Here is a 22653-nt window from a genome sequence, read left to right as displayed (position 1 = left end):
GTATAAATAAATAAAAGCAAGGATGGGATATAATGTCTACACTTAATATGGTTGAATGGATCAAAGAGAATAAAGGAAGAACATATGGTAACTACATTAATGGAGAATGGGTTTCCAGTTTAGAACACTTCAATGTTACTAATCCAGCGAATAAAGAGATTTTAGGCTCTTTTGCTAGTTCAGGAGAAGCAGAGGTGAATAAAGCAGTAGAGAGTGCTCATCAAGCTTTCCCAAAATGGAGTGCCATGACTTCTCCTGAAAGAGGAGAAATCTTACTGAAAGTAGCGAACCTACTAGAAGAAAATAAAGAAGAACTCGCTTTTATGCTTTCTGCTGAACAAGGAAAGTCATTGGAAGAGTCGCTGGGTGAAGTATCTAGATCCATAAAGGAAACAAGATTCACAGCAACTGAGACATTTCGGATTAATGGAAGCACATTTCCAAGTGAAAAAGATAACGCTGTTAGCTCTTCTACAAGACATCCAATTGGGGTGGTTGCGGCGATTGCTCCTTGGAATTTTCCGCTTATTACTCCTATAAGAAAAATCATTCCTGCATTAGCTTATGGGTGTACAGTAGTGTTTAAACCTGCATCTGAAACTCCTTGGGTCGCTGCTAGACTAATGGAAATATTATCAGAAGCAGGCGTAATAAATGGAGGAGTAAATTATATTACCGGAAAGGGATCCAAGGTAGGTACGCCCTTAATCAAACATAAATTTGTTAAAGGAATTACTTTCACTGGTTCGACGCAAGTAGGAATTGGCGTTAATGAAATCGCTTCAAGGAAGTTAGCAAAAACTCAATTAGAGCTCGGAGGGAAAAACCCGGCTATTATTCTCAATTATCATAATTTAAAGTTTGCGGCAAAAGAAATTGTAGGAGCAGCATTTGCTTGTTCTGGCCAAAGATGTACTTCTATTAGTCGAGTAATTGTATTGGAGGAACAAAAAGAAGACCTTCTTTCTGCTCTTACTAATGAAATGGAAAATATTAAAATTGGTCCTGCTTGGAAAGAAGGGGTTGGTATGGGTCCTCTTACTTCAAATGAGCAATTAAATACGACTCTTTCTTATATTGAAACCGGAAAGCAGGAAGGAGCGGAATTGCTATCAGGAGGAGAATTATTGACTGAAGGGGATTATGCTGATGGTTATTATATTACTCCTGCTCTTTTTTCAGAGGTAACAGAAGATATGAAAATAGCTACGGAGGAGATATTTGGTCCCGTCTTAAGTGTTATATCGGTTAATAGTAAAGAAGAAGCTCTTAGAATTGCAAATGATGTTGATTATGGATTAGCTGCTTCTGTATTTACTGATAAATTGCAAGATGCGTATGAAAGCGTTAATAAACTGCAGGCAGGTATGGTTCATGTCAATCACGGAACTGCAAGTGAGCCTCATATTCCATTTGGGGGTTGGAAAGATTCTGGCCATGGGTCATTTTCCATCGGATCTACCAATCAAGAATTTTTCACTGAACTAAAAGTGAGCTATATTAAATATTTATAAAATGGGAGGAAGTAAAATGAATAAAAGTTTATTGTTAGCGTCCTTGTTAGTCCTTTCCACTTTATTAGCTGGTTGTGGTGATAGTGAGGATTCTTCTGCGGAAAACGAAGGCACCTCTGGTGAGGGTGATATCCAAGAATTAAGGCTTGGACATGTTTGGCCAAGTTCTGAACTTCACGCAGAAGCAGTTCAAAAATTTGCTGATGAAGTAGATGAGATAACAAATGGAGAATTGTCCATCGAAGTCTATGAAGATGGAACATTAGGAGATGATACCGAATTACTTGAAGGTTTGAGAATTGGCAGTGCAGATATATGGGTAGGAGGGGCTGGAGTTTTAACTAGTGCCTCTGATACAGCACAGATATTCACTGTTCCATTCATGTTTGATAGCCAGGAGCACGCAAACACTATCTACAACGGTCAAGTTGGACAGGAAATCACAGATACTATTATAGAAGATTCAGGTTATAACGTATTGTCGTACTGGCCAAGAGGAGCTAGATGGTTAACAGCCAATCAAGCAGTGGAAACACCTGAAGATTTGCAAGGATTGAGTATTAGAGTACCCGACAATCCAATGTTTAACAAGTCGTTTGAAAGAATGGGGGCGGCCCCTACTCCAATGAACTTTGGAGAAGTATTTACTTCTATTCAACAAGGTGTCATTGATGGACAAGAAAACCCATTATCCTTAATTTATAATTCACGGTTTCAAGAAGTGCAGGATTTTCTCATTGAAACAAAACACATTAGGGAACCTATTACCGTTGTTATGAGCGATGAAACACTCAGTTCTTTATCCGAAGAACATCAGGAAGTATTGCAGCAAGCTGCCAATGGCACAGCTAAAGAGTTTGCAGCAGAAGAAGTTTCAACTGGTGAAGAAGAGTATGCTGAAATGCTTCAAGATGAAGGTATGAAAATCATTGAACCAGAAATTATCGAGTTTCAAAACGAATTAGACGGCATTATCGAAGAGGAATTCTCGCATTTAACTGACCTCTATAACAAAATAAGAGACGCTGGCGAGTAATGAATACAACTAGGGAGAAGGAAGGATGGAATTCCTTTTTTCTTCCTACCACTAAATATTAAATTTAAGAGGGAGAATATGAGAAAATTAACCTTTATTACTGATGTGTTTAATAAATGGATTCTCAATATATTAGCTATATTATTTGGAATTGTTTCATTAATTACTTTATACCAAGTATTTGCGCGGTACGTGTTGGGAGATCCTCTAAGCTGGTCGGAGGCAGTGGTTCGTTATACTATTATTTGGATTGTATTACTTGGGACAGCAGTTGCTTTAAGAAAAGGTAGGCTTATCTCTGTAGAAACTTTACACTTTCTTGTTCCTAAAACAATCCAAAAAATATTAACAATTATTATCTTAATCATTAACATTGCTTTCTGTTTGTTTTTAATTCTTTATGGTTTTGACATTATGAGAAACTTGGCTAACCAAGAATCTGGTGCTTTAGGAATTTCTGTCAGCTGGTTTTATGCAGCTCTCCCGGTTGGTGGCGTTATTGCCTTGATTAATGCTGTAGTCTCTCTTATTGAACTGATTGTAGGGGCGGAACAGGAGGAAAAAGATGACAGCTCTATTGTTCATTAGTCTATTTGTACTGTTGCTTTTAGGAGTACCTGTTGCATTTTCAATGGGATTGGCATCAGTCTTTTCCATGATTTTAGGTGATATATCATTAGAAGTAGCTATACAGAGAATTTTTGCCGCCATGAATTCCTTTCCGCTGATGGCTATTCCCTTTTTTATTTTAGCCGGGAGTTTGATGGAATTTGGTGGAATCTCTCAACGACTTATTAACTTTGCAAATTCAATCGTCGGTAACATTACCGGAGGCTTAGGAATGGTAACGGTATTAACAGCTATGTTCTTTTCAGCTATTTCCGGTTCGGGTGCTGCTACAGTAGCGGCTTTAGGAAGTATATTAATACCAGCAATGGTCAGAAGAGGATTTCCTAAAAGTACTGCCACATCTATACAAGCAGTATCCGGGGAACTCGGTGTAGTCATACCTCCTTCGATCCCCTTGATAATTTTTGCTATATCTGCTGGGGTTTCCATATCCATTCGAGATTTATTCATGGCTGGTTTAGTGCCTGGTATTATAATTGGTTTTTTACTTATGATTACCGTTTATGTCGTCACGAAGGTGAAGGGGTTTAATACAAAGGATACTGCAAAAGAAGATGAAGTAGAACGCGAAGGATTTTTTACTTCTTTCAGAAAAGCTATTTTGCCATTGTTAATGCCAATTATTATTTTAGGGGGTATTTACGGAGGTATATTTACCCCAACTGAAGCAGCAGCTATTGCCGTTGGTTATGCTCTTGTACTGGGTATCTTTATTTACCGAACCTTGAACCTAAGTAATTTAATGGAAGTCTTTAGAAATTCCGTTATCTCTACATCTATTATTATGTTTATTATTGGGAATGCTGGCTTATTTGGCTGGGTGCTGACTTCGGAAAGGATGCCTACTCGTGTGACAGATTGGTTTCTAGCATTTTCTGAAAGTCCAATAGTATTTCTCCTATTAGTTAACTTAATTTTATTATTTGTCGGAATGTTTATCGAAACGGGAGCAGCTATTGTGATAATGGCTCCGATATTAACTCCAGTTGCAATGTCATTTGGTGTTGATCCTATCCATTTTGGGATTATTATGATTGTCAATTTGGCGATGGGTATGGTTACTCCGCCTATAGGAGTTAACCTGTTTGTTTCCAGTCAAATTGCAGGTATACGAATAGAACAAATGTTAAAACCATTGTTGCCTTTTTACGCTGTTTTAATTTTGAGCATTTTGTTAATAACTTACTTACCACAAATCTCTTTGTGGCTTCCAAACTTACTAAATAACTAAAATGGGAGGTTAATAATGAGACCTAAAATATACATTACAAGGAAAATACCAGAAAAAGCGCTTATTATTTTGGAACAACAGTTTGACATTGAGATGTGGCAAGAACAAGAAACTCCTGTACCTTATGATATTTTAAAGAAAAAAGTGGAGAATATAGATGGGTTATTTTGTTTGTTAACTGAAAATATTGACAAGGAGTTATTAGACCATGCAACAAAGTTAAAAATTGTAAGTAATATGGCAGTTGGATACAACAATATCGATGTGGATGCAGCATCGGAAAAAGAGATCATGGTTACCAATACTCCTGGTGTGTTGACAGAAACAACAGCAGATTTAACATTTGGGTTGTTGATGGCAACTTCCCGAAGATTAATCGAGGCTTCTAATTATTTAAAGGAAGATCTTTGGAAAACCTGGTCTCCGATGCAGTTAACTGGGCAGGATATTTATGGATCTACTCTTGGAATTGTTGGTTTAGGAAGAATTGGACAGGCAGTCGCTAAAAGAGCACAAGGGTTTAATATGAGAGTGATTTATCATAATCGGACTAGAAAAAGAGGCTTAGAGAAAGATTTACAAGTGGAATATGTTGAGTTAGATAATTTATTAAAACAATCAGATTTTGTTTGTGTGTTAACGCCATATACACCTAATACCCATCATCTTATCGGCAAAGAAGAATTAAAAAAAATGAAAGAGACGGCTATTTTAATTAATACTTCTCGAGGAGGAACTATTGACGAGAGCGCATTACAGCAAGCGTTAGAAAAAAACTGGATTTGGGGGGCGGGGCTAGATGTTTTCGAAAACGAGCCAATTGATTCTAATCATCCTTTAGTTGGGCTTTCAAACGTCGTTACTCTTCCTCACATCGGAAGTGCCAGTATAGCAACAAGAACAAAAATGGCTACTTTAGCAGCTGATAATTTAATGAAGGGGTTAAACGGTGAATTACCTGATTACTTGGTAAACAATGAAGTATTTCACCTAAAATAAAAGTGACTTATACATTTTAACCAAAAAGGGTGGGAAATATGAAGGTTGTATTAGCTCCAGATTCATTCAAAGGTAGTTTATCTTCATCAGATGTCTGTTTAGCGATGAAAAAAGGTATCGAAAAAGTAGTTCCTGAAGCTGATATTGCCATGAAGCCACTGGGAGATGGAGGGGAAGGTACCGTTCATGCTCTCGTTCATGGAACAGGAGGTTCTTTCCTGAAGACTACAGTAAAAGGTCCACTGGGGGATGATGTAGATGCCACTTGGGGAATACTTGGTGACGAAAAAACAGCTGTTATTGAAATGGCAGAAGCGTCTGGGTTGCCTTTGATTAAAAAAGATAATTTGGATCCATTAAGAGCTAGCTCTTATGGAACTGGACAATTAATTAAGGAAGCTCTTGACCTTGGGTGCACAAAAATAGTTCTTGGGATTGGTGGTAGTGCAACTAATGATGGGGGAGTTGGTATGGCTACTGCGTTAGGAGTCAAATTTTTAGATGAAAGTGGGAAAGAATTACCCCCCGGTGGAGGAAATTTGATTTGTTTATCCAAGGTTGAAACTGATAATCTGGATCCTCGGATTTTACATACAGAGATCCTGGTAGCGTGTGATGTAGTGAATCCTTTATGTGGGTCTAACGGAGCGTCCGCAATTTACGGCCCCCAAAAGGGAGCTACCTCTGAAATTATCAAAACACTAGATTCTGCTCTTTACCATTATGCTAAAGTATTAAAAAAGCAACTATCGATTAATATAATAGACGTCCCAGGAGCAGGGGCAGCAGGCGGTTTAGGAGCAGGACTTTTAGCGTTTCTACAGGGAAAATTACGTCCAGGAATTGAAGTTGTACTGGAGGCGATCGATTTAGAAAAGGAATTGCAAAATGCTGATCTAGTCATTACGGGAGAAGGAAAAACAGATGAACAAACGAGTTTTGGAAAAGCACCAATGGGTGTAGGTCAATTGGCTAAAGATAACTCTGTTCCAGTTATCTGTGTTTCAGGTAGTATAGTTTCTGGATATGAAAAACTAGAAGATTATGGGATTCATGCTTGTTTTAGTATTATGAATCAACCTATGACATTAGAAGAGTCAATGTTTCGGACAAGTAGCCTTATAGAAGATACAATAAGGAACATTATGAAAGTCTATCTTCTTTAGAATTTGTAAGGAAAGTGAAAGAATCTTTAACACTTCTGTTCTATTGGTTTTTTCATTGGTTTGTTATGGAGATTGGCTGAATAAGATAGCAGGATTAACTTCCATGAGGATGGGGCTTATTAGCAATTTATCTTTGGAATTCACCCAGTGTATTATATGAAATACGCATAGTTGTTCAAACCTTTATTACATTAATCAGTAAGAATCCTCAGGCAATAGTTCGTAGGCTATGTACTAAATTGTAAACTTTAAAATTCATTTATATAGTGCAAACTATTTGTAACCTGATTGACGACCAAATATTTACTTAAGAATGATGCAGTCTATACTTTGCTTAAATTTAGTGGTGTTAATTAAATTAGAGGAAAAGAAGAAGTTCGCCTTTATGAAGTGAAAGATAAATTAGTAATGCGATTTTACTGGGAATTATTTAATAAGAATTTAGATCGGGGGCAATAAGCCCCCATAATTGTATGTCTTGTTGCAGAAGTTTCTGAAATACATTAGTTCTCATAGGTTCCTAATTATTATTGTGTTTCTCATACAAAAAACTCTACTGATGCTCTCCCACCGGATGCATCGGATTCAACAACAAAAGCATCTCCAATCCAGTCAGTTCAGGCAGCCGGTCGACGAAAGCATTCAGCTCTCTTTTTGTACCGAAACTGAAAGCGGCTAAATCCTGGATGGGAAAGAAAGCGTCTTCATCCTGTGCCAATTCGAATACCCGTACTATAAACATGCTGTCCTTTTCCTCCGAGAGCACGGCAAATCCCAATTCTGGGTGTTCTTCTGAAAAAATGGTTGTTTCTACGTTCATTTCCTCCAGCATACTATCGTCAAAACGTACTTTCTTTTCCGAATGCATTACATCTCCCCTTTCATTTTTTATGATTGCTTGACGCTAATTCCTTGGTGCTCTGTAACCGGCATTCTCGGCTTCTTCCGTGGAACAGAACCACTGGACGACATTGGTTGTCCGGTCATAATAGGTGCTCCCAGGCACATGATAGATTCCACTTTCACTGCCTTTAATATCGCAAGCTGCATTTCCGGTTTGATTGCTGTCATCGTCGCTGGAAGCACTGACTTCCGTGCTGCTATTTGATGAAGTGTCATTGCCAGCGTCGCTTTCCGAAGTGGTGGAATTATCATCACTGCTTGAAGCGCTTGTCCCACTGTCGCTTGATTCAGTAGTAGAAGATGCCACCAGCTTTTCTGCCTCTTCTAATTCTACCACAAGATCTTCAAAATCGTCTGTTATTTTTTTATTTTCTTCCTCTAATTCGCTATATGATTCTTCGAGATCGTCATACTCCTCTGTTATCGATTCATAAGCTTCTGCTAGTTCGCCGTCCTCCTGTTCCGCCTCTTCCAATTGGGTCAACAGATCCGCATTCGCAGCTTTCAGGTCGGCAATTTCCAATAATAATTCCTCATTCTCTGTTTCCGCATCTGATAATTTCTGTGTTGTCTCAGCTGTAGGAGAGAGGTTTACGGCAGTGATGATGAATACAATGAAAGCTGAAAAGGTAATCAGGATCTTTTTCCAAAGAGCTGTCTCTTTTCGGTACTTCCAAATGTAGCCAATTGCAGCAATAAGTAAACATAATAAAATAACTAAAGCCATTGTTTCACCTCCTGTGGATCAGGATGCAATAGAGGTTCATAAGCTTCTGCGGTGTATATGTTGAAGTGGTATGCTGTGGTGTAAACGGTATAGGAAGGAACCTGCCAGTCAACCCGCTGTCCAGCAGGTAAGTAGGTCTACTGCACCGGGAAGGAAGATCATCTCTTCTTCCGGTGCATTACTTTTTCATCTTGAACCGGAAAATTATTTGTATGTGTTTTTTTCCAAGGGTTTCTCGGGCAGTAACCGTTGTAAATAAGAAAAGACGGTAGAGCTTTCCCTTTCCTTGGAAGTGGTGATATTGGTGCTGCTGGCTGCTTAACGATAAATCCCATTCACTTCAATCATGCAGGACAGTGTTCGCTCATATTGCTTTTTGAATATGTAAGGCGACAATGGCAGTGGCAGCTGTTTGTTATTTTTAAATGTGATCACTGTTTGATTCTGTTGTTTTTGAATGTGTGCAATATGATGGAAAAAGATCCAGTGGCAATCAAAATCTGAGGTGGCGTGGGTTGGGAATGTGAAGATGTTCTTTTCTAAGTTGATGGGAATGGGAACTTTCTTTCTGAATTTCGTATGATGGATGACCGCCTGACGTTTTCCTTCATAGGTGGACCAGTTGGCTATGCATGCTTCCTTGATCAGCTGCATCGGTGTTTTGCGTACCCGGTATGTCGCCGCTTGTTCCAGTACGATGGTGTCATGATCCAATTCTTTTGCGGGGCAAAGGGCGATGGTTTGTTCATTGATTTGGTAAGTTTCTCGTATCATTTGTCTTTGTCTCCTTTGTTGGACAGTGATATGACGAAACGAAAGAGGTGGAGTGAGGATTGGTGAAGGAGCGGGATGAAGCTGATAGATCTGGGGTGATGGTGATGTGGCAAATGCTGAATAGCGATGAAGTGGACTGCCTTCAATCTTCTTCTTCCCATTCTGCTTTCATTTGTTTGAACTCTTGCAAGTATTCATCTGAGCTGAAGTTTAATTCTATTTGGAGCAGAGCCAGTATGTAAGAGCCTACTTCCTTATGTCCGAGTTCGATATCATTGAGGTGTTTTGCATCGATGCCGATATCCCCTGCAAGTTCTTCCATCGTATCTCCCTGGAAGATTCTTCTTTTGCGAATAACTCTACCAACGGCAAGTTGAAATATTTTTTTGTCTCTATTCCTCATTCTCTTTCTCTCGTCCATCGTTACCCGTCCTTTTCTACATTATCTAAGGCAACGAGGAGAGCGTACACAGTCTGTAGACGGTATATTTCCATTAAATGTAAAATAAGAGAAAAATATTTTAGTAGATTTGTAAATAGAAGAGTTTTGCTTATGTAAATGGAAAGTGCGCTAACTTCAAGAGATGGTATGAAAATGGGATTTTTGCCAACGAAAATGAGTGGTTTTTCAATTTTAGGCGTGTAAATAGGTAAGTTAGCGGCGGGATAAATGAAAATAGTATGTAGGAATATTTCTCCGGAGCACATTATTATGTGGGGTGTGTAGTTGCGGAGTGGGAGGAGGCGTCGCGGTGCCCGCCGAAGTGCCCGGCGAAGTACCTCGTCGAAGTACCTGGGACTGCGCTAAAATGCTCGTCCCGTCGAAAAGAGGTGTCACTTCCCGGTTTTTGTCATATTATGTCGAACAGTGAATCTATGAAAAGGGAGGGGAAATGGAGATGAATCAGGATGAGCGAATGAGCTTTGAGGAGGTTTTTAAGCAGAATGAGAAAAGGATCTACTTCCATATGCAACGCTTGGGTATTTATGATACCCATCGTGAGTTTTATCTGGAAGGGCTGTATGCTATGTGGATGGCCTACAAGAAATACGAGCCGGATAAAGGGCCGCTTTCTACATTTTTTAACTACAACATCCGCAATCAATTAATTGATAAGCTCCGCAAGAAAGGAAGAGATCAATATAAAACGGAAATGTTTATCCATAATGAAAAGCTTCGATTGGAGAACGGTAACCGGTCCGGTCTCAAAAAAATGCCGGTGATCGATAGTTCAGGTATCGCGGTGAAGGATACAAAGATATGGGAAGAAGTAAAGGCAGCACTCACGGAAAATCAATGGAATTGGGTGTATTATTACATCATTGTAGGGATGCCGCTGAAGGAAATCGCGGCTTTAAAAGGTGTATCGGTCGATGCGGTAAAAAGCTGGGGGAGAGAAGCAAGGAGGAAACTGCGCGCAGAGCCAACTTTCTCCGCGGTCACGCAATTATTGGAGTTGTAGGGGAGTGGGGTGGTGAGTGCCTGGGGCTGCGCTAAATGCTCGCACCAGTTGCTCCCCGAATTTTGGCGGTAGTACGGAAACGGTTATTCAATAAGAAGGGATGAAAAGAATGAATTATATCAAAGAAATCAATGCATTTTACGATCAGGTGGAAAGAAATCCGTTGTCGGCTTCAGCGGTTACGTTATGGCATACATTAATGCACATTAATAATAAAGCAAGGTGGGTGGAAACCTTTACGGTCGCTGCCCCGGTCATTCGGATGAAGTCAGGTCTGAAGGAGAGTTCTTTTAAACGAGCCAGGACGGAGCTGAAGGAGAAGGGATATATTGATTTTCAATCACGGAGCAGGAATCAGGCGCCGGTTTATCGGATGGTGAGATTGAGTGGGGAAGAGGAGGTGTCTGTTGCTTCTCGGAATTTGTCGAATGAAGCAGGAGACAAGGTGGGAGCTGGCCGGTTAACTAACCAGGTTGAGGACGAGGGTATGGACCACCTTGCAGACCGGGATGCGGGCGCATTAATTAAACGAAAAGAAAACAAGAAAAAACAAGACAAGACAGTTGCAGCAGACAGCACCATCGTATTTTTTGAAGAAAATTTCGGCCTTGCGAGTCCCTATGTAAGCCGAGAACTCCTCCACTGGGTAAATAACATGGGAGAGCAGCTGGTGTTACATGCAATGAAACGAGCATTAGATCGCGGGAAAACAAGCTGGGGGTATGTACGCGCTATTTTGGAAAACTGGGAGAAGAAGGGTATTCGTAGTGTGGAAGAAGCACGGACAGAAGAAGAGCGTTTTCGCAGGAAAAGTCTGTCTAGGAAGGGAGGGTGTCCGTCTGGTGCTAGCCAGGCCAAAGAAGAAGTTATCCCGGGCTGGTTTTTGGAGCAAAAAAGAAAGAAGAAAGAGCAAGAGCATGCTCGGGAGACGGCCTTGCCAGGTGATGTTGATAAGGAAACGGATGAGATTAAACAGATGCTGGCGAATTTGGGATAGAGGGTGTTTTGAGATATGAATAAAAAGGCACATACACTTGAAGTGGGAAATATGAGTGAATGCTGGAAGTGAATATAGATGAAAAGTTTTGGGGAAAGTAAAATGGAGTTTAGTTTAACTAATAAAAAAATATATATAGAGGTTATTGGTATGGTTCTAATCAGTAATAGAAAAATAATTGTTACATTTTATTAGTGGTCGATCCTTTCCTGTTGATGGTGGTTGGTTGATATGCGGTAATAAAATAATCAAGCGTGGTATCTACCATCATAAAATGATAGAGGTACCACGCTTGATTTATGAGACAATCATAAACTGATCAAGTATCCCAGTCCATGATTATAATTAATTTTTTCAAATTATCGTTCTAAATAATTTTTCATTTTGGGTGGCATAGCATTAGCGATTAAAACGGATAATTCTTCTTCATCTATGATCATATTAGATTCAACCCATTCTTTCGTCATCGCCACCGCACCATAAGAATTAGATTTTATATAAAAAGTCATTTCATCTGAAATCACCTCTTTACCAGTCAATTCTCTTATCACCGTTGTAAAGATATCATTCGTATAAATCGTTCATTACTTTTTCAAGATTTTGTAAGATGTACTAGAGAAACCTTTTTGATAAAAATTTGAATATACTTGCACTAAATGTAAAACCCTGCAAACAGCACGGTTCACTTGCAAAATATTTATCCATAATGCTCCTTTTTTGCTCACCATAAATCCAGCTCATTAAATCATACTTGTCATGAAAATGATACTAAAAAGTTTCCCTGGAAACACTGCTTTTATTACATAGTTGACTAACCGAAACATTTTCTACACCTTAGTTACGAAAGAAATCATCAGAAGAGAAAGGAGGAGTTCAATTAATTGTAAAATATGTAGGTTTTTTTATTTTCAAATCGTGGTATACTTTTTATAGAAAAGCATGCCTCTCTCTTGTCTGGTGTTTTGTTTTCGCGAATAAATCATACCACAGGGAGGGCATGCTTTATTATTATAGGTGTGAATTCTTTTCGAATGTTTTTGCCTCGCGAAGGATTTCGTTCTTCTTCTTTTGGCAAAATGGGTTTTATAATGTGGAAAAGGTGTAGAGTTTTTTTGCTCTATGCCTTTTATTTTTATAAGGCTGATTTTAAGTGAAATAATTGAAGGTAGCTTATCAATTTCTTCACAAAACATCTCTATACCACCAAGCAAAAGTAGATATCTAACACTTAGAAAAACCATTTATATCTTTAATCATTGTATCTTTCACTAAAATAGTGTTAAATTTATGATGAAAAGTAGGGGGGATTCTAATTGAAAATAGTAATTGCACCAGATTCATTTAAAGGTAGTTTAGATGCAGTAAAAGTATCGGAAACAATGAAAAAAGCAATTTTAGATGTTAATGATACTTATTCCGTAACCATGAGGCCGATGGCAGATGGCGGGGAAGGTACTTTAGATGCCATGTCAGTGTCTAACTATGCTGAACTAATAAAGGTTAGATGTAAAGGACCATTAGGAAACTATATCGAGACGACTTACGCCATTACTGAAGATAATCAAGCAATAATTGAATTGGCATTAATCGCAGGACTAATACAAGTGCCCGAAAATAAAAGGAATATAGATAATACCACAACATTTGGCCTTGGTGAGGTAATAAAAGATGCATTGGATAAAGGGTGCTCATCCATTATTATTGGTATAGGGGGAAGCGCAACGAATGATGGCGGATTGGGAATGTTGATTGCTTTAGGAATGAAAGCCTGGGATGAGGGTGGTAACCAAGTAGAGGGGTTTGGGAAGGACTTGTTCCGCATTCGTGAAATAAGCTTTGAGGATTTAGATCATCGACTTCAAAATTTGAAAATAAATGTTGCATGTGATGTAGATAATCCATTATCTGGCATTAGAGGAGCGAGTGTCATTTTTGGTCCACAAAAAGGTGCAAGCCCCAATCAAGTAGAACAATATGATAAAGCTTTATATAATTTCGGGAGTTTAGTTGAGGAAGAATTTAACTCTTCGTTTAAAAATGTTCCTGGAGTTGGAGCAGCTGGCGGTTTAGGATTTGGATTATATGCATTGGGTGCTCAGTTAGTCTCAGGTGCTGAGTTATTAGCGAATGCTATGTTCTTGCAAGATTCCATTCGTAATGCTGATCTTGTCTTTACAGGTGAAGGGAAAAGTGATGAGCAAACCTTATACGGCAAGGCTCCCAGTTATGTGGCTTACCTAGCTGAAAAATATCATGTGCCAGTTGTGTTATTATCAGGCAGCTTAGACGGGGATTTAGATAAACTGAGAAGTAAATTTTCAGGATGTTTTTCTATTGTGAACAAACCCATGTCGTTAAGTGAATGCATGGAAAATGCAGAATCGTTACTGTATGAACAAACGAAGCAAATTATGCATTACACTACTTCGATGAAATGAAAATTTGCTCATTTTTAATAAAAAATGTACTATTTTTATTATAAGCATTTCTTGATTAGTAATGCAGTATTCTTGTTTATAAGAAATAATGAAAATGGTTTTCGAGTTTGTTTGAAAAATATATGATCACTAAAATTATAAAGATGGAGTGTATTGTATGGAAAAATTAAAAGTGAATAAAAACCCTGGTTTTTTTGCTCGAATAGAAGCTACTTTTCCAAAGCTCAGAGGTGCAGAGAAAAAAGTAGTGAGTTTCATAGAAGAGAATGCTGAAGAAATTATTCATCTTTCAATTACAGAGGTAGCAGAACGAAGTGAGACGAGTGAGTCCTCTGTTGTTCGTTTATGTAAGCGATTGGGCTATAAAGGATTCCAAGATTTAAAAATTCATTTAGCAAAAGATGTGATTTCCCCAGAGAAACAAATCCATGAAGTGATTGAAAAAGGGGATGATGTCCTTACTATTAAGAAAAAGATTTTTCAATCAAATATTCAGGCGCTATATGATTCAATAGAAGTTTGTAGTGATGAAGAAATTATTCTTGCGGTGGAAGCGATCACTAAAGCAAGAACAATTGAATTCTATGGAACAGGTGGATCTGGTGCAGTTGCGATAGATGCCCAGCATAAGTTATTAAAAATGGGATTAAAAGTTTTTGCTTATAGTGATGCAGTTTTGCAGTCAATGTCAGCAAGTGCATTAGGAAAAGAGGATGTCGTGATAGGTATTTCTCATACTGGGTCAAACAGGGACGTCCTTCATGCAATGAAGCTGGCGAAAAAAGCAGGAGCCACAGTAATCTGTATTACTAATTCCTCTAAGTCACCTATTACCCAGATCTCAGATATTTTATTACATACAGCCTCCAAGGAAACTTTATTCCGTACGGATGCTATTTCTTCAAGGATTGCTCAATTAACCATTATTGATGTATTAGTGGCTGTATTGGCAATGAATGATTATGAGAAATACTATGAGAATCTGCAAAAAACAAGAAATTCTACGATAGAGAAGAAAATGTAATAAGATGAAGAAAATGTTAACGAAAAAATATTTCTTCATTTTTTATTAATTAATCTTGAAGATAATTTCCATTAATGATATTATTAAAATGGCGAAGGAATTCTTCTTATCAACATAAAAAACCTTCCTGTTTTGTGTCGGAGGGTTTTTATTTGTAACTTGAAGAAAACGCTAACATTAAAAAATAACAACAAGGGGGTAATACAGGTGAGAAAAATTTTCATGGTATCACTATTTATTTCATTAATAATGATGTTAAGTGCGTGTGGAGAGGAGACTAGTGGAAGTGAAGGTAATGAGGGGGGAGATACTGTTTCTTTTAGGCTGGCTACACCAGATCCGGATACTTCACCTATCACAGAAGCTGCAAATGAGTTTGCAAATGTGGTAGAGGAGAAAAGTGAAGGCTCCATTGAAATCTCCGTTCATCCAAATGGGTCATTATATGGCGGAGATCCTTCAGCAGCTGTAAAACAGCTTGGGGAAGGCAGCTTGGATATGTTGGCGCTTTCTACATCACTTTACGCCAATTTTGAGCCAAAATTTAATGCGATCAGTATTCCTTATTTATTTGATGACACTGATCAATTCATTTCGTTCCTGAATAGTGACCTTGCGGGCGGGTTGTTGACAGAAATTCATGATGAATTAGGTATTAAGGGGATCGGTTACTGGTCTCGTGAGTTTAGACAAATTACCAATTCGGCACATCCGATTACAGGACCTGCAGATTTAAATGGTTTGCAGTTACGAGTTCCAAATAGCCCTCTATGGGTGGAGTTTTTTGAAGGTGCGGGAACTGTAACTACTCCGATGGACTTTAGTGAGGTGTATAATGCGCTTCAACTAGGTACGATAGACGGACAGGAAAATCCATTAGGTGTCGTTGTATCTTCGAATATGCATGAAGTTCAAGACTATCTGACTATTTCAAACCATATGGCTGAAGCTTGGGTTGTAGGTATTAATGATGATCAATTCAGTGCTTTAAATGAAGAACAACAACAAATTTTAGAAGAAGCAACACAAGAGGTACAACAATGGAAAGTAGAAAATGATGCATCAAATGCTGAAAGTATTATTGAAGAGGTTACATCCCAAGGTATGGAAGTTAACGAATTAACTCCTGAGCAGCAGGAAGAGTTTGTGGAAATTTCACAAGAAGCTTATCCAGCATTTAAGGAACTGATAGGTGATGATGAATTCTTTGAACAAATTCTCGAGTTTGCAGGTAAAAATGAGTAACTAAAATATCGCAGTAGTCTTCATGTATCAGTATGAAATGTTTCTATTATATGAAGACTACTCTTTTTATATTTCAAAAGATCGCACTGAAGTTTTAATTGTCCAGTTTACTGTTAAATAGAATCGTTTAGCACGAAGCTTTTAGTAAATGCCAATATGATTTCTTTCGAGAGGAGTTTAGAGATGCCTGGAGGTCAAGGGAAACAATATGCACCATTTTTTAAATACTTAAATAAAGCAACTGATTTTTTAGCTGGTTTAATCGCTGTAACACTATTTGTAGTCGTTATTTTACAGGTTTTTGGCAGGTTGATAGGAAGTCCTGCTCCATGGACAGAGGAAATGACTCGATATATTTTTATTTGGATGATTTTTCTCGGAATGGGGATAGGATTCCGTAAAGCAGAGTCTCCAAGGGTAACGTTTGTACTTAAATTGATGCCGACATCAATGCAACATGTAGGGAGATGGATTTATGCCATTGCAACTATTGGTTTTCTTGTATTCATGGTTATATATGGAATCGACCTTGTAATGCAACAAATCAATATGAACGAAATTAGTTCTGTACTATTAATTCCAATGTGGATTATTGGCATTAGTATTCCAATTTCAGCACTTCTTGGGATAATCAATACGGTCCAATCTTTAATTTATCATCGTGATTTAATTTAAGGGGTGAATACAGGTGTCTATCTTTTTATTAATATTGTTTTTTATTCTATTATTCATAGGAATACCAATTGCAGCATCTCTTGGTATTTCTGTTGTGTTAACTATTTTACTTTTTACCGATGTCCCCTTAAGCATTGTTATACAATCCATGTATAGTTCTATGAATAGTTTTGTAATGGTTGCCGTGCCGCTTTTCATTTTAGCTGGAATTATTATGGACGAGGGTGGAATTGCAAAACGGATTTTTGAATTTGCGAAAAGTGCTGTTGGCTGGATGCGTGGAGGACTTGGTCATGTAAACGTATTTGCAAGTTTAATATTTTCTGGTATGGCAGGGTCTTCGATTGCTGATGTGGCAAGTACTGGCCGTATGACAATCAATGCCATGGCGAGTAATGGTTATCCACTAAAATATTCAACAGGTTTAACCCTGATTTCTTCCATGCTAGCATCTGTTATACCACCTAGTATATTAATGGTAGTAGCTGCTTCTACAGCTGGAGTATCAGTAGGTACAGCTTTAATTGGCGGAATAATTCCCGGTATAATTTTAGCTGTCTTTTATATGATCTACAATTACTTTTACTGTAAAAAACATGATATAGGGGCACCGGTTAAGTTTGAACTAAGTGTACTGGGTAAACAGTTTGTGAAAGCGGTCCCGGCTTTACTTGCTCCAGTTATTTTAATTGGCGGTATTATGAGCGGAGTTTTCACACCTACAGAAGCTGCAGCAGTTGCGGTGCTTTATGCATTAATTGTGACATTATTTGTTTATAAGGATATTACCTTTAAACAGTTGCCTAACATGTTTTTCAGAACAACGAACATGACAGGTACGATTTTATTTATTGCAGTAACAGCACAACCCGCGAGCTGGGTATTTGAATATGATGGACTCCCGACTCGTATTGCTACATCAATTACAAACTTTAGTGAAAGTCCAATTATCATTTTATTGCTTCTGTTTGTTTTCTTAATTATTATTGGTATGTTTATGGATGCTACTGCAGCTATCTTTCTACTTGTTCCGATTTTAATGCCGACAGTAACCGCTGTAGGTATAGATCCAGTGTTTTTTGTGATTTTTATGGTTATGTTACTTTCCTTTGGATTAATAACACCGCCTGTCGGGGTAGTTTTATATACTGCTAGTAGTGTAACCGGGTTATCCGTAGAGGAAGTTTCCAAGACTACAATTCGATGGATTATTTTAACATTCTTGATTCTATTGATTTTTATTTTCTTCCCGCAATTAATCACAGTACCACTGGAATGGTTTAGTATATAGCGTGTATCATAAGAATCCAATAATTTATATACAAGTCAGTTTATGAATATAATTTTCGTATTTTGTTTTATAAATTTGAAGGAAATCACCAACAAGTGTATAATAAATTTGGTGAAGAAACTTTACAAAAAATGAGGGGTGAGATTAAAATGAAAGCAGCTGTATTTTATGGTCCGAATGACATGAGATTAGAAGAAATAGCGACACCAGAAATTACGGAAGATGAATTATTAGTTAAAGTAAATATAGCCGCTGTATGTGGCACTGATGTAAGGATATATCAAGGTAAGAAGACAAAAGGGGTTCGGACTCCATCAATTATTGGTCATGAATTGGCTGGAACCGTTGTTGAAGTTGGGAAGAATATAAACGATTTCACAGTTGGAGAACGCGTTGGTGTGGCACCAGTTATCCCTTGTGGTAATTGTTATTACTGTCAAAATGCAATGGAAAATGTTTGTGCAAATCGTACTGCCATAGGTTATGAATATGATGGTGGTTTTGCAGAATATGTTCGTATTCCAAAGACTGCACTTCAATCCAAAAATATTTTAAAGATTCCTGAGCATATTACATTTGATGATGCCGTTGTCACAGAACCATTAGCTTGTTGTTTAAACGGTATAGAAAAAGCAAATGTGAAGATAAATGATGTAGTGGTTATTATTGGAGGAGGTCCGATTGGTTTATTGCACGTACAGCTAGCAAAAATAGCAGGTGCAAAGACAGTTATTTTAAGTGAATTAGTAGAGCATCGCCGGGAAAAAGCAAAAATTGCCGGGGCAGATATTGTAGTAAATCCTAGTAAAGATTCCCTTGATGAAGTTGTATTAGATGCAACAGACCAACTTGGAGCAGACGTTGTAATTATGGCGATTGGTGTGCCGCAATTAATCAATGAAAATCTCGTTTTACTGAAAAAAGGCGGCACTTTGAATCTGTTTGCCGGGTTTACTAAAGGTGTCTTAGCTGAAATAGATCCAAATATTATTCATTACAATGAAATTAATGTTAATGGAACCTCTTCCTTAACACGTGCTTATTTTCAAGAGGCTTTATCTTTGATTGAATCCGGAAAGATCAATACGGAAGTAGTTACAACACCCGGTTTTACACTGGAAACAATTCAGGAAGCGATTGAATCCGTGCGTGATGGAATTGGAATGAAGTCAATTATCCAAATAAATTAATATACAAAAGGAGAGTTTTCACATGTTATTAGGTAAACAAGTTCGTTTAAATCGTTTGTTACATGAAGATGGTCGTCTGCTGGCCGTTGCGGTAGATCAAGCAACAGCTCGGGGTGTTTTTGATGAGTTAATGCCGATTGATAGAAAAATCAGCGAAATTGTTGCCGGTGGGCCTGATGCAATGACAATGCACAAAGGGATTGCAGATGCTTGTTTTCACCGTCATGCAGGCAAAACAGGCTTGATTTTTAAAGCATCAACATTTTCACCATACCAACCAAATTCAGATGTTCCTACTGCGACTGTCGAAGAAGCTCTTCGCTATGGTGCTGATGCTATTTCTATGGGGGCTATCGTTGGTGGAGAGGATCAACCGGAACAATTGTACAATCTGTCAAAACTTGCTGGTGATGCACATGCGCAAGGCCTGCCCGTGATTGCACATATATACCCTCGGGGAAATTTGATCCCTGAAGAGGAAAGAAATGATTGGAGAAATACTGCTTATGCTGTACGCACGGGAGCTGAATTAGGGGTAGATATTGTTAAAACAAAGTATACCGGAGATCCGGAAACTTTCCATAAAGTAGTTTCTTCTACCCCAGCACGTGTTGTGTGTGCAGGTGGAGATATTGGTGACAATATTGAGGATTATTTCCAGATGGTGTACGATGTCATTGATGCTGGCGGCACAGGTATTACTTTTGGCCGTATTGTATGGAATCGCCCAAATCCAACAGCTGTGGTAAAAGCATTTAAACATATTATCCATAATAATGGAACAGTGAAAGAAGCGGCAGAACTGCATGAACAATTATTAAATGAGTCCGGCACTGCTTCAGAAAAATAAAATACCAGCGAGCTGAATTATAAATGAAAAGGTGATACAACATGTCTCACATCATCGGAATTGATATAGGAACAAGCGGAATTAAAGTAGGGGCAATGGATCAAGAGGCTGACCTTGCTTTTATCACAAAACAATCGAATTCTCTCCTATATCCGAAAAATGGATGGGTAGAGATTGATTTTCAAGTTGTATGGAATAAAACAAAAAAGCTTATTGAAGAAACGATGAATAAGGTGAGTGAAATTGGCGGAGAAGTGGACGCTATTTCACTCTCCACTTTTTGTAATTCTTCCATTCATATGGATGAACAAGGCAATCCTTTAGGTAATGGTATTATCTATTTGGACAGGAGAAGTATTGACCAGGCGAAACAAATACGGGAAAATATTGGGGATGAGACGATCTACAATGTCACCCGCAATCGATTGGAGCCTGGGATGTATACGGTTACGTCACTTTTATGGATGAAAGAGACCCACCCTGAAATTTATGAGAACACTTATAAATGGGGAAATTTATCTACATATATATTATATAAACTTACAGGCGAATTTGTAATGGACTGGACACAAGCATCTTATACAGGGCTTTATGATGTCATTAATTATGAGTGGTCTGATGATATAGGTGAGACATTGGGAATAAATAAGCATATTTTACCTGAAGTAGTATCGCCATTTGAAGTTATTGGAAATTATAAAGGAATTTCTGTTGTTGCCGGGGCTGCGGATACGGCATGTTCCAGTTTTTCATTAAGTTTAGCACCAAATCAAATGTTTGAATCAGTAGGCACATCCAACGTGCTAACCTTATGCACAAGTAATCCGGATTTTTTAGATACGCGTTTTTTAAACCGCTGTTATGTTTGGCCGGGTCAATGGTTATCCCATGGTGCCATGTCTACGCCGGGGGCAGCCGTTAATTGGTTCTATAACAACTTTTTAGAAAATGAAGGATCAAAAGCTTTACTGGAAGCATTGCCGGATGACTCGGAAATTGGTGCGAATGGTGTTTTCTTTTTGCCCTATATGCTCGGGGAAAGAAGTCCAATTTGGGATCCTAATGCTCGCGGTGTCTTTGCCGGATTACAGCTTACTACATCAAAAGCAGATATGTTACGTGCCATCTTTGAAGGTACTGCCTTTGGATTAAGACAAATAGATGAAATCATTAAAAAAAATTATCAATTGCAGTTTAAAAAGTTTCAGTCCATTGGAGGCGGTTCAAAAAATAAGGCTTGGGCCCAAATAAAAGCGAATGTACTGAAGAAAGAAATTGAAATCAAAGAAGTTTCCGAGACCGGTGTGTATGGTTCTTGCTTAATTGCGGCACAGGCAATTAGTTATTTTGATAACGCGGACCATAACGGATCGATTATCAAGAATAAAACAATATCACAAGTACTGCCTGATGAGTCAACTTATGAGAAGTATGAAGATCTGTATAACAAATTTAATTTGTTATATCCATCGATGAAAGATTTCTTTCAAGCTGCAGCAAATAATTGAAATTAATAGAAAAGAGGTGTGTTGTCTTGTTACCTAAAGTATATGTTACGAGGAAATTGCCGGAATCTGTTATCAATAAATTAGAAGCTTCCTTTGAAGTAACTATGTGGGAGGAAGATTCGCCTGTTCCCCGTGAAATACTTTTAAAGGAAATAGAAGATGTGGAAGGATTGTTTTGCCTTTTAACAGAAAGTATTGATGAGGAAGTCTTTGCGCGCGCAAAAAACTTAAAAGTTGTTGCTAATATGGCAGTTGGTTATAACAATATTGAGGTAGAGGAAGCAGCCAAGCGGGGGATTCAAGTTACTAATACACCTGGGGTGCTTACAGAGACTACTGCTGACTTAACTTTTTCTTTATTAATGGCAACTGCCAGAAGAATTGTGGAGGCTTCAGATTATTTACGTCATGGCAAGTGGGAAACCTGGTCCCCGATGCAATTAACAGGACAGGACATTCATGGTGCAACTCTTGGAGTTATAGGAATGGGAAGAATTGCACAAGCTTTAGTGAAACGTGCAAAGGGTTTTGATATGAATGTGATTTATTATAACCGATCCCAAAAACCTGACCTTGAAACAGAATATGAAATGCAATTTACAGATTTGGATACATTGCTAAAAGAATCGGATTTTGTATGTATATTAATTCCATTTAGCCCAGAAGCATATCATCTTATTGGGAAAAAAGAATTATTAATGATGAAAAAATCTGCTATACTCATAAATACAGCCAGAGGTGGGATAGTAGATGAGGATGCACTTTTTTATGCATTAAAAAATAATCATATTTGGGCGGCCGGATTAGATGTATTTGAAGAAGAGCCCATAAGTCTAGATCACCCTTTGCTGGAATTGCCTAATGTGGTCACGCTGCCGCATATTGGCAGTGCAAGTAAAAATACACGATTAAAAATGGCGAATTTAGCAGTTGATAATCTGCAAAGTGTTTTAACGGGGAGAAACCCAATAACACCAGTGAATTAACTTAAC

22 protein-coding genes are annotated in these 22653 nt (G+C 38.2%); 17 read left to right on the top strand and 5 right to left on the bottom strand.

Annotated features, from left to right (window positions below; translation table 11 throughout):
* The first annotated feature begins 32 nt into the window (after positions 1–32).
* From ACDX78_RS08225 to ACDX78_RS08200, 6 genes are all read left to right on the top strand, one after another.
* On the top strand, positions 33–1514 hold the full coding sequence (locus ACDX78_RS08225) for an aldehyde dehydrogenase family protein (RefSeq protein ID WP_486026882.1): 1482 nt from the start codon (positions 33–35) through the stop codon (positions 1512–1514).
* A gap of 16 nt (positions 1515–1530) precedes the next feature.
* Positions 1531–2550: a TRAP transporter substrate-binding protein gene (locus ACDX78_RS08220; protein WP_486026880.1), complete on the top strand. Its 1020-nt coding sequence runs from the start codon at positions 1531–1533 to the stop codon at positions 2548–2550.
* A 78-nt stretch (positions 2551–2628) separates the two neighbouring features.
* Complete coding sequence (locus ACDX78_RS08215) at positions 2629–3138, top strand: TRAP transporter small permease (protein ID WP_486026878.1); 510 nt, start codon at positions 2629–2631, stop codon at positions 3136–3138.
* Positions 3116–4411 carry a TRAP transporter large permease gene (locus ACDX78_RS08210; RefSeq protein ID WP_486026876.1) on the top strand — a complete coding sequence of 432 codons (1296 nt, stop codon included), beginning with the start codon at positions 3116–3118 and terminating at the stop codon, positions 4409–4411. Before ACDX78_RS08215 ends, ACDX78_RS08210 begins: the two co-directional genes overlap by 23 nt.
* 15 nt (positions 4412–4426) lie before the next feature.
* Entirely contained in the window at positions 4427–5410 is a 984-nt protein-coding gene (locus tag ACDX78_RS08205) for a 2-hydroxyacid dehydrogenase (RefSeq protein WP_486026875.1), read from the top strand.
* A gap of 38 nt (positions 5411–5448) precedes the next feature.
* A complete protein-coding gene (locus ACDX78_RS08200; protein WP_486026874.1) occupies positions 5449–6576 on the top strand; it encodes a glycerate kinase in 1128 nt (375 codons plus the stop codon).
* A gap of 553 nt (positions 6577–7129) precedes the next feature.
* On the opposite strand, the gene ACDX78_RS08195 is transcribed toward ACDX78_RS08200, so the two are convergent.
* From ACDX78_RS08195 to ACDX78_RS08180, 4 genes are all read right to left on the bottom strand, one after another.
* Entirely contained in the window at positions 7130–7444 is a 315-nt protein-coding gene (locus tag ACDX78_RS08195) for a hypothetical protein (protein WP_486026872.1), read from the bottom strand.
* Between the two features lie 36 nt (positions 7445–7480).
* Positions 7481–8206, bottom strand: coding sequence for a sunset domain-containing protein (locus ACDX78_RS08190; protein ID WP_486026870.1), 726 nt, complete (start codon positions 8204–8206; stop codon positions 7481–7483).
* Between the two features lie 318 nt (positions 8207–8524).
* Positions 8525–8980, bottom strand: coding sequence for a competence protein ComK (locus ACDX78_RS08185; RefSeq protein ID WP_486026868.1), 456 nt, complete (start codon positions 8978–8980; stop codon positions 8525–8527).
* Positions 8981–9122: 142 nt separating this feature from the next.
* Entirely contained in the window at positions 9123–9401 is a 279-nt protein-coding gene (locus ACDX78_RS08180) for a hypothetical protein (RefSeq protein ID WP_486026866.1), read from the bottom strand.
* Between the two features lie 478 nt (positions 9402–9879).
* On the opposite strand from ACDX78_RS08180, the gene ACDX78_RS08175 reads away from it, so the two are divergent.
* Both ACDX78_RS08175 and ACDX78_RS08170 read left to right on the top strand, forming a co-directional pair.
* Positions 9880–10443, top strand: coding sequence for a sigma-70 family RNA polymerase sigma factor (locus ACDX78_RS08175; RefSeq protein ID WP_486026864.1), 564 nt, complete (start codon positions 9880–9882; stop codon positions 10441–10443).
* A gap of 109 nt (positions 10444–10552) precedes the next feature.
* Entirely contained in the window at positions 10553–11440 is an 888-nt protein-coding gene (locus tag ACDX78_RS08170; protein WP_486026862.1) for a DnaD domain-containing protein, read from the top strand.
* A gap of 359 nt (positions 11441–11799) precedes the next feature.
* Here ACDX78_RS08170 and ACDX78_RS08165 read toward each other — a convergent pair whose 3' ends face one another.
* Positions 11800–12003 carry a TetR-like C-terminal domain-containing protein gene (locus tag ACDX78_RS08165; protein ID WP_486026914.1) on the bottom strand — a complete coding sequence of 68 codons (204 nt, stop codon included), beginning with the start codon at positions 12001–12003 and terminating at the stop codon, positions 11800–11802.
* Between the two features lie 750 nt (positions 12004–12753).
* Here ACDX78_RS08165 and ACDX78_RS08160 point away from each other — a divergent pair.
* The 9 genes from ACDX78_RS08160 to ACDX78_RS08120 all read left to right on the top strand — a co-directional run bounded on the left by ACDX78_RS08160 (position 12754) and on the right by ACDX78_RS08120 (position 22647).
* Positions 12754–13878 carry a glycerate kinase gene (locus tag ACDX78_RS08160; RefSeq protein ID WP_486026861.1) on the top strand — a complete coding sequence of 375 codons (1125 nt, stop codon included), beginning with the start codon at positions 12754–12756 and terminating at the stop codon, positions 13876–13878.
* A gap of 157 nt (positions 13879–14035) precedes the next feature.
* On the top strand, positions 14036–14902 hold the full coding sequence (locus ACDX78_RS08155) for a MurR/RpiR family transcriptional regulator (RefSeq protein WP_486026859.1): 867 nt from the start codon (positions 14036–14038) through the stop codon (positions 14900–14902).
* Positions 14903–15109: 207 nt separating this feature from the next.
* Positions 15110–16147: a DctP family TRAP transporter solute-binding subunit gene (locus ACDX78_RS08150; protein WP_486026857.1), complete on the top strand. Its 1038-nt coding sequence runs from the start codon at positions 15110–15112 to the stop codon at positions 16145–16147.
* 183 nt (positions 16148–16330) lie between these two features.
* Entirely contained in the window at positions 16331–16822 is a 492-nt protein-coding gene (locus tag ACDX78_RS08145; RefSeq protein WP_486026856.1) for a TRAP transporter small permease, read from the top strand.
* 13 nt (positions 16823–16835) lie between these two features.
* Complete coding sequence (locus tag ACDX78_RS08140) at positions 16836–18113, top strand: TRAP transporter large permease (protein ID WP_486026854.1); 1278 nt, start codon at positions 16836–16838, stop codon at positions 18111–18113.
* 149 nt (positions 18114–18262) lie between these two features.
* On the top strand, positions 18263–19303 hold the full coding sequence (locus ACDX78_RS08135; protein ID WP_486026852.1) for a zinc-dependent dehydrogenase: 1041 nt from the start codon (positions 18263–18265) through the stop codon (positions 19301–19303).
* A gap of 22 nt (positions 19304–19325) precedes the next feature.
* Complete coding sequence (locus ACDX78_RS08130) at positions 19326–20153, top strand: class I fructose-bisphosphate aldolase (RefSeq protein WP_486026851.1); 828 nt, start codon at positions 19326–19328, stop codon at positions 20151–20153.
* Positions 20154–20194: 41 nt separating this feature from the next.
* Complete coding sequence (locus tag ACDX78_RS08125) at positions 20195–21661, top strand: xylulokinase (RefSeq protein WP_486026849.1); 1467 nt, start codon at positions 20195–20197, stop codon at positions 21659–21661.
* Between the two features lie 26 nt (positions 21662–21687).
* Positions 21688–22647, top strand: a complete 960-nt coding sequence (locus tag ACDX78_RS08120) for a 2-hydroxyacid dehydrogenase (RefSeq protein WP_486026848.1) — start codon at positions 21688–21690, stop codon at positions 22645–22647.
* Positions 22648–22653 lie beyond the last annotated feature (6 nt).

The organism is Virgibacillus oceani (assembly GCF_041521345.1).
Taxonomy (GTDB): domain Bacteria; phylum Bacillota; class Bacilli; order Bacillales; family Amphibacillaceae; genus Virgibacillus_N; species Virgibacillus_N oceani_A.
Note: the sequence above shows the minus strand (reverse complement) of the source record. Positions and strands in the feature narration are given on the sequence as shown.

Excerpts from the sequence above, each read along its gene's own strand:
- ACDX78_RS08225 (WP_486026882.1), top strand. The coding sequence starts at position 33 with ATGTCTACACTTAATATGGTTGAATGGATCAAAGAGAATAAAGGAAGA.
- ACDX78_RS08220 (WP_486026880.1), top strand. The coding sequence starts at position 1,531 with ATGAATAAAAGTTTATTGTTAGCGTCCTTGTTAGTCCTTTCCACTTTA.
- ACDX78_RS08215 (WP_486026878.1), top strand. The coding sequence starts at position 2,629 with ATGAGAAAATTAACCTTTATTACTGATGTGTTTAATAAATGGATTCTC.
- ACDX78_RS08210 (WP_486026876.1), top strand. The coding sequence starts at position 3,116 with ATGACAGCTCTATTGTTCATTAGTCTATTTGTACTGTTGCTTTTAGGA.
- ACDX78_RS08205 (WP_486026875.1), top strand. The coding sequence starts at position 4,427 with ATGAGACCTAAAATATACATTACAAGGAAAATACCAGAAAAAGCGCTT.
- ACDX78_RS08200 (WP_486026874.1), top strand. The coding sequence starts at position 5,449 with ATGAAGGTTGTATTAGCTCCAGATTCATTCAAAGGTAGTTTATCTTCA.
- ACDX78_RS08195 (WP_486026872.1), bottom strand. The coding sequence starts at position 7,444 with ATGCATTCGGAAAAGAAAGTACGTTTTGACGATAGTATGCTGGAGGAA.
- ACDX78_RS08190 (WP_486026870.1), bottom strand. The coding sequence starts at position 8,206 with ATGGCTTTAGTTATTTTATTATGTTTACTTATTGCTGCAATTGGCTAC.
- ACDX78_RS08185 (WP_486026868.1), bottom strand. The coding sequence starts at position 8,980 with ATGATACGAGAAACTTACCAAATCAATGAACAAACCATCGCCCTTTGC.
- ACDX78_RS08180 (WP_486026866.1), bottom strand. The coding sequence starts at position 9,401 with ATGGACGAGAGAAAGAGAATGAGGAATAGAGACAAAAAAATATTTCAA.
- ACDX78_RS08175 (WP_486026864.1), top strand. The coding sequence starts at position 9,880 with ATGAATCAGGATGAGCGAATGAGCTTTGAGGAGGTTTTTAAGCAGAAT.
- ACDX78_RS08170 (WP_486026862.1), top strand. The coding sequence starts at position 10,553 with ATGAATTATATCAAAGAAATCAATGCATTTTACGATCAGGTGGAAAGA.
- ACDX78_RS08155 (WP_486026859.1), top strand. The coding sequence starts at position 14,036 with ATGGAAAAATTAAAAGTGAATAAAAACCCTGGTTTTTTTGCTCGAATA.
- ACDX78_RS08145 (WP_486026856.1), top strand. The coding sequence starts at position 16,331 with ATGCCTGGAGGTCAAGGGAAACAATATGCACCATTTTTTAAATACTTA.
- ACDX78_RS08135 (WP_486026852.1), top strand. The coding sequence starts at position 18,263 with ATGAAAGCAGCTGTATTTTATGGTCCGAATGACATGAGATTAGAAGAA.
- ACDX78_RS08130 (WP_486026851.1), top strand. The coding sequence starts at position 19,326 with ATGTTATTAGGTAAACAAGTTCGTTTAAATCGTTTGTTACATGAAGAT.
- ACDX78_RS08125 (WP_486026849.1), top strand. The coding sequence starts at position 20,195 with ATGTCTCACATCATCGGAATTGATATAGGAACAAGCGGAATTAAAGTA.